The organism is Thermoanaerobaculia bacterium, assembly GCA_035717485.1.
Taxonomy (GTDB): domain Bacteria; phylum Acidobacteriota; class Thermoanaerobaculia; order UBA5066; family DATFVB01; genus DATFVB01.
Genome location: DASTIQ010000120.1, coordinates 43,798 through 58,412, shown reverse-complemented (window position 1 = coordinate 58,412; position 14,615 = coordinate 43,798). Strand labels below are relative to the sequence as shown.

Sequence of the window (14,615 nt, the reverse complement as noted above, 5' to 3'; positions counted from 1 at the left end):
CTCCTGCAGGGGGAGACGCTTCGGGAGATCCTGTCGGGCGGACCGCTGTCCCTCCGGAAGACGATCGAATTCTCGCGGCAGATCTGCGCCGGCCTCGCGGCCGCGCACGCCGCCGGAATCGTCCACCGGGACATGAAGCCCGACAACGTGTTCGTCACCCACGACGGCCGCGTCAAGATCCTCGACTTCGGCCTCGCGAAGCCGGTCGCGCGCAAGGACACGGTCGACGAGACCCATTCCCCGACCGTTTCCGCCTACACCGAGCCGGGCACCGTGATGGGAACCGTCGGGTACATGTCCCCCGAGCAGGTGAAGGCCCAGCCGGTCGACCATCGCTCCGACATCTTTTCGTTCGGCGCCGTGCTGTTCGAAATGCTCACCGGCCGGCGGGCGTTCCAGCGCGACACGGCCGCCGAGACGATGACGGCGGTTCTCCGCGAAGATCCGCCCGAGGCGTCGGAGACGGGGCGTAAGATCCCGCCCGCGCTCGACCGGGTCGTCCGGCACTGCCTCGAGAAGAAGCCCGAGCAGCGGTTCCAGTCGGCGAGCGACATTGCCTTCGCGCTCGAGGAGCCGAGCGGGCCCGCGACGGGACCCATCGCTGCCGCGAAACCCGCCTCCGGTTCCCGCCGCGTCGCGGCCGCCGCCGCGATCGCCGCCGTCGTCGGTCTCGCGGCGGGTGCCGCCGTCACGACGCGGCTCCAGCGTCTGCCGGCGGTCGATCCGGTCCGCGTCTACCCTCTCACGTTCTCCGGCCGCGACGCCGATCCCGCCGCGTCTCCGGACGGGAAGCTCGTGGCCTTCTCGTCCTGGCGCGACGGGAAATCGCGGATCTGGATCAAGCAGCTCGCCGGCGGCGGAGAAGCGCCGCTCACTGCGGGTCCGGACCGGCGACCGCGCTTCTCCCCCGACGGGTCCTCGATCCTCTTCCTGCGCGACGTCGGCGCCCGGCAGGCGCTCTACCGCGTGGGTCTCGTGGGGGGCGAACCGCGAAAGCTCCTCGACGACGTGGCCGAGGCCGAGTGGTCTCCGGACGGAGCGAAGATCGCGTTCTTCCGCCTCCACCGCGACATCCGCGCGGTCTCCCGGTTCGGGATCTACGACGTCGCGAGCGGAAAAGAGAAGATGCTCGCGACCCTCGAGGACATGGAGATCTACACGCCGCGGTGGTCTCCGGACGGCCGGGTGATCGCGTTCTCTCGGGGCAACCTGAACCGGAACGCCAAGACCTGGCAACTGATGCAGATCGACCCGGAAACCGGTCGAAGCTCGCCCCTCGGCAATCAGGGAGCGAGCTACGCGCTCGGCGGCCTCGCCTGGTCGGGGAACGGCCGGCACCTGTTCTACATCCAGTCGGCGAGCATCATGGGTGACATCGCGGGCTCGGAGAGCCGGGTTCTCGACCTCGACCGCGATTCCGGGCGCTCGAGGCCGGTCCTCTGGGCGCCGGGACTCGCGGCCATCAACGCATCCGCGGGCGAGATTTCCCGCTGCGACGTTCTTTCGTCCGGACGTCTGGTCCTTTCGCAGCGGCTGCGTCGTCAGAACCTGAGGGAGGTCTCGGTCGCGGATGGCCGCGCGCCCGCCGCGGCTCAGCGCCTCCTGACGGAAGGGAGCTCGATCGACCGCCAGCCGACTTATTCGCCCGACGGCCGGGCCGTTCTCTTCTCCTCGAACCGAAGCGGGAACCTGGATCTGTGGGCGATGGATCTCGCGACCGGCGCCCTCCGCCAGGTGACGGACGACATCGCGCAGGACTGGGACCCGGCGTTCACGCCGGACGGCAAGCGCATCCTCTGGGATTCGGACCGCACGGGCCATCTCGAGGTCTGGGTCGCCGATCGCGACGGAGGAGGAGCCCGCCAGGTCACGCAGGACGGCGCCGACGCCGAGAATCCGACGATGACGTCCGACGGCCGGTGGATCGTTTACTGGAGCGGCAACGCCGAAAAACGCGGTGTCTGGAAGATCCATCCCGACGGCACCGGAGCGGTCCGGCTCCTCGAGGCGGATGCCGTCGGGACGGATCTCTCGCCGGACGGCCGGTACGTGCTCTACGTCGAGCAGGACCGGACGGGTCTGCGGAACACGGTCCACATCGTCGACATCGCGACCGGACGCGAGACCCCGTTCCGGATCGAGGTTCCGTACACGGTCGACGCGCCGGGGATCATCTACGGACGCGCCCGATGGGCGCGGAACGGAAAAACCGTGTATTACGTCGGACAGGACCGGACCGGTCTCACCGGCGTCTTCGCGCAGGATTTCGATCCGGCGCGCGGCGCCGTTGCCGGAGGGCGCCCGGTCGCCGGGTTTTCCCCGGAATACGTCACCGAATCCCTCGGGCTGTCGCCCGACGGCACGCGCCTCACGATTTCGACCGGCGAGGAATTCGCGTCGATTCTCGCCGCTGACCATGTGCCCGGCGCGGAACTACCCGTTCGCAAGCCGCGTTAGCCATGTCCCGGCCTGCCCGAATCCGCCTCGCGCCCGACGCTCCGCTTTCGACCAGGCTTCGGCGGACGAGGATCCGCTCGTGACCCTCACTGCCGGAACCCGCCTCGGCCCGTACGCGATCCTTTCTCCCCTCGGAGCCGGCGGCATGGGCGAGGTCTACCGGGCGCGCGATACGAAGCTCGGACGCGACGTCGCGATCAAGGTCCTGCCCCAGTCGCTCTCGGCGGATCCCGACCGGCTCTCGCGTTTCGAGAGAGAAGCTCGCGTGCTCGCCTCGCTCAACCATCCCCACGTCGCGGCGATCTACGGCGTCGAGGACTCGACGGCGGTCAAGGCGCTCGTCCTGGAGCTCGTCGAGGGGCCGACGCTCCAGGACCGGATCGAGGCCGGTGCGGTGCCGGTCGACGAGGCTCTTCCGATCGCGCGGCAGATCGCCGAAGCACTCGAGGCCGCCCACGAGAAGGGGATCGTCCACCGGGACCTGAAGCCCGCCAACGTCAAGTTGGATGCGGAGGGGAACGTCAAGGTCCTCGACTTCGGTCTCGCCAAGGCGCTCGACCCGGCCCTTTCGTCCTCGCCCGACCTCTCGGACTCCCCTACTCTCTCCGTCGGGACGCAGTCCGGGATGATCCTCGGCACGGCGCCCTACATGAGCCCGGAGCAGGCGCGCGGGCGGCCCGTCGACAAGCGCACCGACGTCTGGGCGTTCGGGGTCCTTCTCTGGGAGATGCTCACCGGCCGTCGGCTGTTCGACGGCGACAGCGTCGCCGACGTGCTCGGCGCGGTAATGCGGGAGGAGATCGATCTCCGCCGCGTTCCGCCGTCGGTTCCTCCCCGTGTCCGCGAGCTGCTCCGCCGATGCCTCGAGCGGAACCCGCGGGAGCGCCTTCGCGACATCGGCGAGGCGCGCATCGCCCTCGAGCACCCGCAGGAGGCGGCCCCGGCCGAAGCCGTCATCCCGACGCCCGTCCGGCGCGGACGCGGCCTTCTCGCGGGAGTTGCCGTCCTCGGGGTGGCTCTCGGCCTCGCCGCGGGCATCGTTCTCTTCCACCGGTCCCCTGCGACACCCTCCTTCCGTTTCCAGAAGCTCACGTTCCTGCCGGGCCTCGAGTGGGCACCGGAGCTCTCCGCTGACGGACGGACGCTCTTCTTCGCCGCCGGAGACACGAATTTCTTCGCGGCAGGAAACACGAATCGGAGCGACATCGATTCGGTTCCCGTCGGCGGCCGGAAGCCGACCGTGCTCACCACCGGCTCCGAGTCGTACAACGACGCCCCGCGGCTCTCGCCCGACGGGAGCCGACTCGTCTTCGCCTCGAGCCGCGACGGAGGCGGCCTCTTCCTGATGGGGGTCAACGGCGAGTCGGTCCGGAAGCTCTCGCCGGTCGGGAACGACCCCGCATGGTCGCCCGACGGCCGCACGATCGCTTATTCGACCGAGGACTTCTTCCTCCCCTATCAGGGTCTCGACGGAGGACGCCTCGGCCTCGTCGACGCCGCGACGGGAGCCCGCCGCGAGCTGAAGACGGGCGACGCCCATCAGCCTTCGTGGTCGCCGTCCGGGCGGCGCATCGCCTACTGGGGGATGCGGCGCGGCGGGAATCGCGACGTGTGGACCGTGGGCATCGACGGAGGAGCGCCCGTCGACGTGACGAACGACGACGCGGTCGACTGGAATCCGGTCTGGTCGGAGGACGGGCGGTTCCTCTATTTCCTGAGCGACCGCGCCGGCCAGATGAACCTCTGGCGCGTCCGGATCGACGAGAAGAGCGGAAGAGTCCTCGACTCGCCGGAAAGCGTTCCGCTGCCCGCCGACGAAGTCATCTTCCTCGCGCGCTCCGGCAGGCGCTGGGTCTACGGAGCGTACTCGTCGCGATCGACCATCCGTCGATTCGACTTCGACCCGGTCCGGTCGACGATCTCGGAAGCGCACGAGGTCCTCTCGATGACCGGCAGCATCATGTCCGCGGAACCCTCTCCCGACGGGAAGTCGGTCGCGTTCACCACGCTCTGGCCGCAGGAGGACGTCTATGTCGTCGCTTCCGACGGAGGCGCGGCGGTCCAGCTGACCGACGACCGGGAATTCGACCGCTACGTCTCCTGGTCGCCGGACGGCCGCCGGCTCCTCTTCGAATCGCTCCGCGGCGGGCGCTACGAAACGTGGGCGATCCGCCCCGACGGGAGCGGCCTCGAACCGCTGACGCGCACGGCGCAGGAGGAGTCCGGGTGGGTTCCGGTCCTCTCCCCTGCGGGCGACCGTCTCGTCACGAGCCTCGCCGAGGGGGTCGCGATCTTCGACGCGCGTGGCGCGCCCCCGTGGGAGCACCCCCGTCGGTTCCCTCCGCCGCCGGGGGCTCCGGGAACGAACTTCTCCGGCAATCTTTGGTCCCCCGACGGGCGCCGTCTCGCGGGATACGTCTATCGCGGGCACGAACATCCCGTCCGGGCTGCGGTTCTCGATCTCGCGAGCGGGAGCTATCGCGTGTACGACCCGCCCTCCGACCCGATCGGGTGGTCCGACGACGGCCGCCGGCTTCTGATCGTGCGGGGCGACAGGCTGGCGATGCTCGACACCGCGTCGGGAACGGTTTCTCCCGTGTCCGGCGGTCCTCCGTTGACCGGCCGCGTTTCCGCCTCCCGCGATCTGCACGTCGTCCTGAGCCTCGAGGAGGACCGCGAGGCCGACATCTGGCTCGCCGAGGAGCGGCCGTCGCGATGAGCACGGCTCCCGCCTCCGCCGACAGAGCCACCCTTCTATTCCCGGGTGACCTTCCAGACGTGCGGTCGGGAAAACGGGATCCCCTGGTGGAGGTCGCCCCGCCGACCGGGCGGGAGTCCTCTTCGTCGCTTATCCGCTGCTGTCGGCGGACGGGAAGAGCTTAGGCTAATTCCGACGGCCGCTGTCTCAACAATCTCTACGTCGTGACCGGCCTGCGCTGATCGGTCCCCGGGCTCCCGCGGACGACGCCTGGTCGCCGCCCGCGGAAGCGGCACTGTTCAGGGCGCGAGACCGGTGACCAGCATGTGGCCGAAGTTCTGCGAATACACCTTGCCGTCGGATCCGATCGAAACCGGTGTGTAGGCCGCGCCGAGCGAGAGATTGAGGAACAGATTGTGGGCGAGCGTCCCGCCCTGCGCCACCGCGTAGACGTTCCCGTCCTCGCTGTCGGCATAGACGACGCCGTTGGCGTCGATGGCGACGGCGTTGACACAGAACTCGAAACCGTTCGGGTGATCCGAGGTGCAGGTGATCGACGCGTCCGGGTTCCGCACGCAGCTCTCCGTGTTCGTGTTCTGCCACTGCCACTCCGGCACGAGGGAGGGAGAAAGCTGCGTCACGAAGTAGGCCTCCGGATTGGACGGGTAGGTCGCGGTCCGGTCCGACGGACAGATCGATTCCACGTTGCAATAGGAGCCGACGTCGCCGTAATGGTTCTCCTTGAAGATGATCGAGTAGGTCAGGTCGTGAGGGAAGATCCCGGCGGTCATGTCCCATCCGAACCCGTACGCGCCGAGGAAGTCTCCCGCGCTGCTGAACCGCATCAGGTGTCCCTGGTCAAAGTTGTACCGCGTCAAGACGCCGAAGAGCACGCTACCGTCGGGCGCCACCGTCGGCGACGCGGTCGAATCGTCGTAGATCCGGCCCGCGGGGAGCTCGTTCGTCGCGGGGTCCACCCCCGTCGTCGCGCCGTCGGTGCATCCGCCGGGCGATCCGTTCGGCGGCAGGGTCACGTTGCATCCGTCGTTCAGCCGTCCGCGGAGCGACGCCGCCCATTTCGGCGTGAGGTCCGCGTGGACCGCGATCAGATAGGAATACCGGTCGACGAAATGCGCGCGGCTCGCCGTGTAGACGGTCCCGTCCGGGGCCACCGCCGGCGCGATGTTCGTCCCGACGCGCTGCGTTCCGCAGGGAGTCGTCCCGGCGATGGCTGTCGGCGACGGCGGCCACGGCAGAGAGCTCGCGTCCGAGGCGTTGCCGAACTGGACCGTGCACGGATCCGTCGCCCCCGGTGCCCCCGGGGTCAGCGAGGCATAGGAGACCTTCGTGACCGTCCCGTTCGGGGCGATGCGGACGAGCCAGGAGCCGACGACGTCCGAGGTCCATGGGTTGTCGGGGTCGAGCTGGATGACATTGTAATAGACGTTCCCGTTCCAGACCGTTACCGGGCTGTTCGCGTAGACGTTCGGATTGATCGTGGCTCCGAACGGCTTGATCCGGGAGACGACGGCCCCCGTGTCCTTGCGGAGCTTGTAGATCGAGCCTCCCGCGCCCGGCATGTACACCCACGTTCCCGCGACGGCGCCGTGGAAGACCGGCTCCCACTGCGGCCCCTCGAAGAGCCAGTAGCCGACCCATTTCCATTGACCGTTCGGAACGGGCTTCCAGTCCGACGACCTCGACCACTTGGTCGTCAGCTGTCCTTTCTTCCAGTCCATTCGCTTCATGCCCCAGCTCTGCGTCTGCCACGTCCAGAAGCTCGTCCAGTCGGGTCCCTTGAAGGTCATGTAAACGCTGTTTCCCTGGGTGAGCGGAACCTGGTAGTGCACGAGGAGGTCGCCTCCGACCTCTTCGTAGCTCGCCTGGGCGTTCGGGTCGACGACGGTGTCGGAAAGGATCGCCTCCGGAGGCTGGGCCGCGACCGGGAAGAACCCGGTGTGCTGCGCGTCGCTCCCCCACTGCAGCCACCCGGGTGGCTCGGCGGCAAGCGCGGCCGTGTCGATTGCGACGAATCCGATCACGAGTGCGACCAGAGCGAGAACGCGATGTTTCTCCAAGATGCCCTCCTTCATTTTCCCCGGGTGGAAATTGGGGGGATCTTAGATGAGCCGGCCTTCCCCGGCAACCGGATCAAGCCGCGCAGACGCCGCGTGCCATACTCCCCGCATGTTCGACTTCTCCAACGAGAACCTCGACCGCCAGTTCCCGGTCCGCAAGAACCTCGTCTATCTCAATCACGCCGCGGTCGCGCCGCTCCCCGCCCGCGTCGCGGCCGCGCTGCGCGCCCACGCGGACGACCAGTCGAACTTCGGCGCGCTCCACTGGAAGAAGTGGTACCGACGCTACGACGAGCTCCGCGAGAAAGCCGCCGCTTTCGTCGGCGGCGACGCCGGGCGAATCTCGCTTCTCCCGTCGACGTCGCACGCGCTGAATCTCGTCGCGCAGGGCCTCGACTGGCGTCCCGGCGACAACGTCGTGGGGGACGATCTCGAGTTCCCCGCCAACGTCTACCCCTGGATGAATCTCGCGCCGCGCGGCGTCGAGTACCGCGCCGCCCGCAGTCGCGACGGCCGGCTGACCTCCGCCGACTTCGAGCCGCTCGTCGACGCGCGGACGCGCGTCGTGGCGGTCTCCTGGGTCGCGTTCCATTCCGGCTTCGACTTCCCCCTCGGGGAGCTCTCGTCCCTCTGCCGCGATCGCGACGCGCTCTTCGTGGTCGATGCGATCCAGGGGCTGGGGACGATGCCGATCGACACGGAACGTCTCGGCGTCGACGTGCTCGCGGCGGACGGACACAAATTCCTCTACGGTCCGGAAGGTCTCGCGGTCTTCGCGTTCTCCGAAAAGGCGAAGTCGGCGATCCGGCCGCCGTGGGTCGGGTGGTGGAACGTCCCGTGGCGCGAATCGCAGCTCGCCTACGACCTCCGCCCCTTCTCCTCGGGCCGGCGGTTCGAGGCGGGTTCGCTCCCGACCGGTTCCGTGTACGCGCTTTCCGAAGCGATCGATCTCCTCGCTGCCGTCGGCATGGAGGAGGCGGAGCGCCGGATCGGGGGGATCGTCGGCGCGCTTCGGAAAGGCCTCGGAGACCTCGGGTGGACGATCCGCACGCCGGACGGCTCGCGTTCCGCCATTCTCTCCGCGGTGCCCCCGGACGGGGACGCGCGCAGGGCGGTCGAGAAGCTGGAGGAGCGGGGGGTCATCACGTCCCCTCGCGAAGGCGCGGTCCGGTTCGCGCCGCACGTCGGAAACGACGTGGACGAAATCGCCCGGGTTCTCGAGATCCTGCGCTCGGCCGCCTGAGACGGCCCCCGTCAGCGGAAGTCCGCGGGAAGGGGAAACGGCGGCCGCACCGGCGAAGCGAGGGCTTTCCGGAGAGCGTCGAGCACCTCCGGCGAGCGGTCGGTCAGGATCGCGAGCCGCGGGTCGATCGGATAGGGCTCCCCCTCGAACGTCCGCCAGACCTCGTATCGAAGCCGGGGCGCGCCGAACCACGGGCTCACGCCCACGGTGCCGATCCGGTCCCCTCGGCGCAGCGCCTGTCCCCGGCGTACCGATACGGACTCGAGATTGCCGTAGACCGTCACCGCTCGCCCGCCATGCCGGATCGCGACGATCTTTCCGAACCGGAAATATTCCGGCGCGCCGCGGAAGGTCACCGGACCGGTCCACCGGACGGTGCCGTCCGCCGAGGCGAAAACGGGCCGTCCCCGTGGAGCGGCGAGATCGAGGCCGGCGGCGAATTCGGTCCGATTCGTGATCCGCGAGACGCGCCAGCCGAAGTCGCCGGTCGCGACCCATGCCGTTTCGGGAAAGGGCGCGGTCGAAGGAGTGAACGGGGCGAGCGCCGCATCCTTTCCCTCCTCCGTTTCGATCGCGGAAACCGCCTGGGCCAGGACGGCGACGCGCCGCTCCGAAGTCTCCAGGGCGCTCGCCGGTTCCGCCGCGGCCGTTCCGGCCGCGCCGGCCACGCGGCGCGCGACCGACCGCAGGCCATACAGGTAGGCGATCCGGCCGACGAGCGCGCGATCCGTGTCGAGGCGCTCGCTCGCCTGGCGGAGCGCCGACGTCGCGAGATCGAGCGCCTCCCGGCGGCGGGCATTCAACGCGCTCGCGTCGGCTTCCGCGAAAGCCCGTCGCCAGCGCGCCAGCACGGCTCCGAGCACCGGAGGGAGCGCGAGCCAGAGAAGAGCGCACGCGGACGCCGCGAAGAAGAGCACGATGCCGCCCCACGCTTCGAGATCGACCGAGTACACGGTGCGCTTCCCGGTCGCGGGATGCCACTGAACCTTCACGGCCACGCCCCCGCGACCTGGAGGGACAGGAGCCGCGAGTCGGCCCCGCCGGAATCGGAAGGGCGGGTCGACGGAGCCGCGGCGAGGCGAAAGACGGTGGGCCGATCCCGCGCGGAGAGAAACGAGAGGAAGACGGGCGGCGACGACACGGCTCTCGACAGGAGCGGCCGATCCGCGAGCGCGATCGTCAGATTCCGCGGGCGAGCGGCGGGATCCGGGAAGGAGAAGGCGAGGGTCTTCTTCTGTCCCGGCGCGAGGCGGAGCGCGGCCCGGGGCCGCATCCAGCGGAAGACGGCGCCGCCGGCTCCCTCCGGCGGGTACAGTCCGATGTAAGGAGAGCGGCGGAAGGCTTCGTCCTCCCTCGCCGTGGGAGCCAGGAGAGCGATCCATCCGACGACGGCGACGGCGATCGCCGCGGCGGCCGCGAGACGGGGCGGCGCGGCGGGCGTTCGTCGCGCGGGCGCGCGCTCTCCCCGGCCGTCCGCCACGAGAGCCAGCATCAGGAAGGCGGCGATCGATACCTCGGCGGCGAACAGATGCGAGCCGACCGCGAGAGCCGGGACGAGCCCCGCGAGGGCGGCCGCGGCTCCCCTTTCCGGAAAATCGCCGCCGAAGGCCTCGGATGCCGATCGCGCCGCGCGGCCGACGAAGAGCGCGAAGAGGAGCGCGCCGGCCAGGCCCGTCTCGCAGAGCAACTGGAGATAGAAATTGCCCGGGTTGTCCATGACGGGGAGAGCCGTTCCCCGGGCCGCGGCGAGATCCGGCAGCTTCCACGAGAACGCGTTCCATCCGATCCCTCCGAGCGGCGCACTGCGGAAAGCGTCCCAGGCGCAGCGCCAGAACAGGCTCCGAGACGAGGTCCGGTATTCGAACGGAGTGCCGCGATCGAACACCGAAAGGACCCGCTCGAGGGCTCCGCCGTGTCCGCGCGAGGCGAGCAGCAGCGCGGCCGTCACCGCGGCCGCGAAGAGCGCGACCGCGGGACGCCTCCAGCGGGAAGGCGCGCGGCGATCGACGACGAGGACCGCCGCCACCGAGATCACCGCCGCCAGGACCCCGCTCCGCGACCCGGAAGCGGCGATCCCGGCGGCGAGAGCCAGGGCCGCCGCGATCCACGGCGCCTTGCGGCGAGCGTGCAGGGCCGCGGCGACCGAGGGACCGATCGCGAGCGCCGCCAGCACCCCCGCCGCGTTCGGGTCGCTCTGGAGTCCCGGAAACCGGCCGATCATCTTCCAGTAAGCCGAGCGCGACGCCCCGACGAAGCCGCGGGACTGGAGCCAGGCGACCGCCGCGGAGACGGCCGCTCCGGCGGCCGCCGCCCGGACGGCGCGGCGACGATCCGACGCAGAAACGCGGCGCGCCGCGTCGTAGAGGGCGATCCCGGCGAACACGGCCGCGAGCGAGAGCACGGTGCCGCGGATCGCCGTGGAATCGGAGATCCCCCGCGAATTGACGGCGCGCTCCGCGAGGCCCCGGAGGACGGCCCACAAGGTCCGCGCGGAAAGCGCCGCGACCGCCGCGCACGCCGCCCAGAAGACGCCGAGCCGCGCGAGCGAGCGGTCGAGCGGCGGCGGCGCGCCCTCGTCCGCGCCCCGGATCGCGCTTCGGAACGCCGAACCGGCGGCGAACGAGAGCGCGGCGAGCGCGGGCCACGGCAGCGGACCGTATCTTCCGTCGCCGGACGCCGCCGATCCCGACACGACGCACCCGAACGCGACGGCGGCGAGGCCGATCCCCGGCGCGGCGAATCCCGCGGCGAAAGCGGCCGCCGCCGCGCCGAGGGCGAACGCGGGGAGGCGGGTGCCGGCCGGAAATCCGGAAAAGAGAACAGCGGCCGCGAGGAGAGCGCCGAGCGCCCGGCCGAGCGTCCGCACGCTCACTCCGCGTGGAAGTCCTGGAGCGCGGAGACTTCGACGGCGCGCTCGAGGAGCGCACGGATCGCCTCCACGGCGGCGGCGGCGGCGGACATCGTGGTGAGGCACGGAATGTTCAGCCGGAGCGCGGCCGACCGGATCGCGGCCTCGTCGTAGTGCGAGAGCTTCCCGAGCGGCGTGTTGATCACCATCTGGATCTCGCCCGCCTCCATCCGGTCGACCGCGTTGGGCGTTCCCTCGTTGACCTTGAAGATCGTCGTCGCGGAGAGTCCCGCCGCGGCGAGCCGCGCCGCCGTCCCTTCCGTCGCGTACAGGCCGAAGCCCATCGCGGCGAGCTCGCGGGCGACCGGGACGATCGCTTCCTTGTCGTACGGGTTGACCGTCAGGAAGACCGTGCCGGCCGTCGGGAACAGGAGTCCCGCTCCCTCACAGGCCTTGGCGAACGCGTGGCCGAAGCGCGGAGAGACTCCCATCACCTCTCCCGTCGATTTCATCTCCGGGCCGAGGAGCGTGTCCTCTCCGGGGAACTTCTTGAAGGGGAAGACCGGCCCCTTGATGAAGAAATCGAGAGGCTCGCGCTCGTCGGGGAGGCCGAGCGACGCGAGCGGCATCCCGACCGCCAGCCGCGCCGCGTGCTTGGCCATCGGCACGCCGATCGCCTTCGACACGAACGGCACCGTCCTTGAGGCGCGGGGGTTCACCTCCAGGACGTGCAGCACGCGATTCTGGATCGCGAACTGCGTGTTCATGAGCCCCTTGACGCCGAGGGCCCGCGCGAGCCGCCGGGTCGCGTCCTTGATCTCGGCGAGCTCGGAGGGCGAGATCTTCCACGGCGGGAGGACGGAATACGAATCGCCCGAATGGATTCCCGCCTCCTCGATGTGCTGCTGCACGCCGCCGATCCACACGTCCCGGCCGTCGGAGAGACAGTCGACGTCGAGCTCGACGGCATCCTCCAGGAACCGGTCGAGGAAGACCGGGTGCTCGGGCGAGACCTCGCGCGCGCGTTCCATGAAGACGGCGAGCGAGTCGTCGTCGAAGACCACCGCCATCGCGCGGCCGCCGAGGACGTAGGAGGGGCGCACGATCAGCGGGTAGCCGAGGCGGCGCGCGGCGGCGATCGCCTCCTCCTTCGACAGCGCCTCGGCGTGTGCGGGAGCGGCGAGCCCGAGCTCGCCGAGCAGGGCGCCGAACCGGACGCGGTCTTCCGCGAGGTCGATCGAGTCGGGACTCGTCCCCGCGATCGGAAAGCCCGCGGCCTCCAGCCGGCGGGCGAGCTTCAGGGGCGTCTGCCCCCCGAACTGCACGAGCACGCCTTCCGGCTTCTCGTTGTCGAGGATCTCGGCCACGTCCTCGAACGTGAGCGGCTCGAAGTAGAGGCGATCGGAGGTGTCGTAGTCGGTCGAGACGGTCTCCGGATTGCAGTTGATCATCACGGTCTCGTACCCGGCCTCGCGGAGCGCGTAGGACGCGTGAACGCAGCAGTAGTCGAACTCGATCCCCTGTCCGATCCGGTTCGGGCCGCCGCCGAGGATCGCGATCTTCCGCTTGTCCGTCCGGATCGATTCGTTCTCCGCCTCGTACGTCGAGTAGAAGTAGGGCGTTTCCGCGTCGAATTCCGCCGCGCAGGTGTCGATCCGCTTGTAGACGGGCCGGATCCCCGAGGCGAGACGGAACCGGCGCACCTCCTCCTCCGAAACGCCGCGGAGCCGGGCGATCGCGCGGTCGGAGTAGCCGCTCCCCTTGGCCATCCGCAGGATGTCGGGATCGTCCGCGCGGGCGGGATCGGCGAGCGGCCCCTCGAGATCGAGCGTCTCGCGGATCTGCGCCAGGAACCACGGGTCGATGCCGGTGATCGCGTGCAGCTCGGGGATCTCCATTCCCGCGCGGAAGCCCCGCCGCACGTGGAAGAGCCGCTCCGGCGTCGGCGTCGCGAGGCGCGCCGCGACCTCGTCCCGCGGAAGGTCCGGGCCGCCGTCGTCGAGGCCGTACCGGTCGATCTCGAGCGAACGGATCGCCTTGCCGAGCGCCTCCGGGAACGTCCGGCCGATCGCCATGGCCTCGCCGACCGACTTCATCTGGATCGTCAGGCGCGAGTCGGCCTTCGGGAACTTCTCGAACGTCCAGCGCGGGATCTTCACGACGACGTAGTCGAGCGACGGCTCGAAGCAGGCCGGCGTCTTCTTCGTGATGTCGTTCGGGATCTCCGCGAGCGTGTAACCGACCGAGAGGAGGGCGGCCATCTTCGCGATCGGGAAACCCGTCGCCTTGGAGGCGAGCGCCGACGAGCGGGAGACGCGCGGATTCATTTCGATGATCACGCGCCGCCCCGTCTGCGGGTGGACCGCGAACTGGATGTTCGATCCGCCGGTCTCGACGCCGACCCGGCGGATCACCGCCTTCGCCTCGTCGCGCATCGCCTGGTATTCGCGGTCGGAGAGCGTCATCTGGGGCGCCACGGTGATCGAGTCGCCCGTGTGGACTCCCATCGGGTCGAAGTTCTCGATCGAGCAGACGATGATCACGTTGTCCTCGAGGTCGCGCATGACCTCCAGCTCGAATTCCTTCCAGCCGAGGAGCGACTCCTCGATCAGGACCTCGTGGGACGGCGATTCCGAGAGGCCGTGACGGACCAGCTTCCGGAAGGTGTCGGGATCGGCCGCGATCCCTCCCCCCGACCCGCCGAGCGTGAAGGAGGGCCGGATGACGAGCGGAAAACCGAGCATTCCCGCGATGCGCTCCGCGTCCCCGAGGCTCCGGGCCGTGTCGGAGCGCGCCACGTCCGCGCCGATCTCGAGCATGGCCTTCTTGAACAGGTCGCGGTCCTCGGCGAGCCGCATCGCGCTCTCGTTCGCTCCGATCAGCTCGACGCCGAGCTTCTCGAGCAGTCCCGAATCGGAGAGCGCCAGGGCGAGATTGATCGCCGTCTGGCCGCCGACGGTCGGGAGGATCGCGTCCGGCTTTTCCCGCTCCACGATGCGCGCGACGGTCGACGGCGTCAGCGGCTCGATGTAGGTCGCGTCGGCGAGTTCCGGGTCGGTCATGATCGTCGCGGGGTTCGAGTTGACGAGCGCGACGCGGTACCCTTCCCGCTTCAACGCCTTCACGGCCTGGGTCCCCGAATAGTCGAATTCGCACGCCTGACCGATGACGATCGGTCCGCTTCCAATCACCAGGATCGATTCGATGTCGTTACGGCGGGGCACGTGGGGGGGCAGTATAGCGGATGCGCCGTTTGCGCCGTTGCCCTCTCCGTTCCGCGCCGGGCATACA

Annotated in this window: 7 protein-coding genes; 3 read left to right on the top strand and 4 right to left on the bottom strand. The window is 69.8% G+C overall.

All coding sequences use genetic code 11. From position 1 onward, the window contains the following. Together VFS34_06580 and VFS34_06575 are read left to right on the top strand one after the other, a co-directional pair. A partial coding sequence (locus VFS34_06580; protein ID HET9794111.1) for a protein kinase occupies positions 1-2,457 on the top strand: 2,457 nt, incomplete at its 5' end. A 79-nt stretch (positions 2,458-2,536) separates the two neighbouring features. Beyond that, positions 2,537-5,176, top strand: a complete 2,640-nt coding sequence (locus VFS34_06575; GenBank protein HET9794110.1) for a protein kinase — start codon at positions 2,537-2,539, stop codon at positions 5,174-5,176. A gap of 278 nt (positions 5,177-5,454) precedes the next feature. Here the strand turns inward: VFS34_06575 and VFS34_06570 are convergent, their stop codons facing one another. Beyond that, the gene (locus VFS34_06570) at positions 5,455-7,233 is read right to left on the bottom strand and encodes a hypothetical protein (protein ID HET9794109.1); all 1,779 of its coding nucleotides are present in this window, start codon (positions 7,231-7,233) and stop codon (positions 5,455-5,457) included. Positions 7,234-7,342: 109 nt separating this feature from the next. Here VFS34_06570 and VFS34_06565 point away from each other — a divergent pair, with 109 nt between their 5' ends. Next, on the top strand, positions 7,343-8,476 hold the full coding sequence (locus VFS34_06565; GenBank protein ID HET9794108.1) for an aminotransferase class V-fold PLP-dependent enzyme: 1,134 nt from the start codon (positions 7,343-7,345) through the stop codon (positions 8,474-8,476). An 11-nt stretch (positions 8,477-8,487) separates the two neighbouring features. On the opposite strand, the gene VFS34_06560 is transcribed toward VFS34_06565, so the two are convergent. Genes VFS34_06560 through carB form a run of 3 tightly spaced genes read right to left on the bottom strand, consistent with a single transcriptional unit; the run spans position 8,488 to position 14,548 of the window. Further along, entirely contained in the window at positions 8,488-9,474 is a 987-nt protein-coding gene (locus VFS34_06560) for a M23 family metallopeptidase (GenBank protein ID HET9794107.1), read from the bottom strand. Continuing rightward, positions 9,465-11,348 carry an O-antigen ligase family protein gene (locus VFS34_06555; GenBank protein ID HET9794106.1) on the bottom strand — a complete coding sequence of 628 codons (1,884 nt, stop codon included), beginning with the start codon at positions 11,346-11,348 and terminating at the stop codon, positions 9,465-9,467. Before VFS34_06555 ends, VFS34_06560 begins: the two co-directional genes overlap by 10 nt. Further along, the gene (gene carB / locus VFS34_06550) at positions 11,345-14,548 is read right to left on the bottom strand and encodes a carbamoyl-phosphate synthase large subunit (GenBank protein ID HET9794105.1); all 3,204 of its coding nucleotides are present in this window, start codon (positions 14,546-14,548) and stop codon (positions 11,345-11,347) included. The genes VFS34_06555 and carB overlap by 4 nt, the downstream gene beginning before the upstream one ends. Positions 14,549-14,615 lie beyond the last annotated feature (67 nt).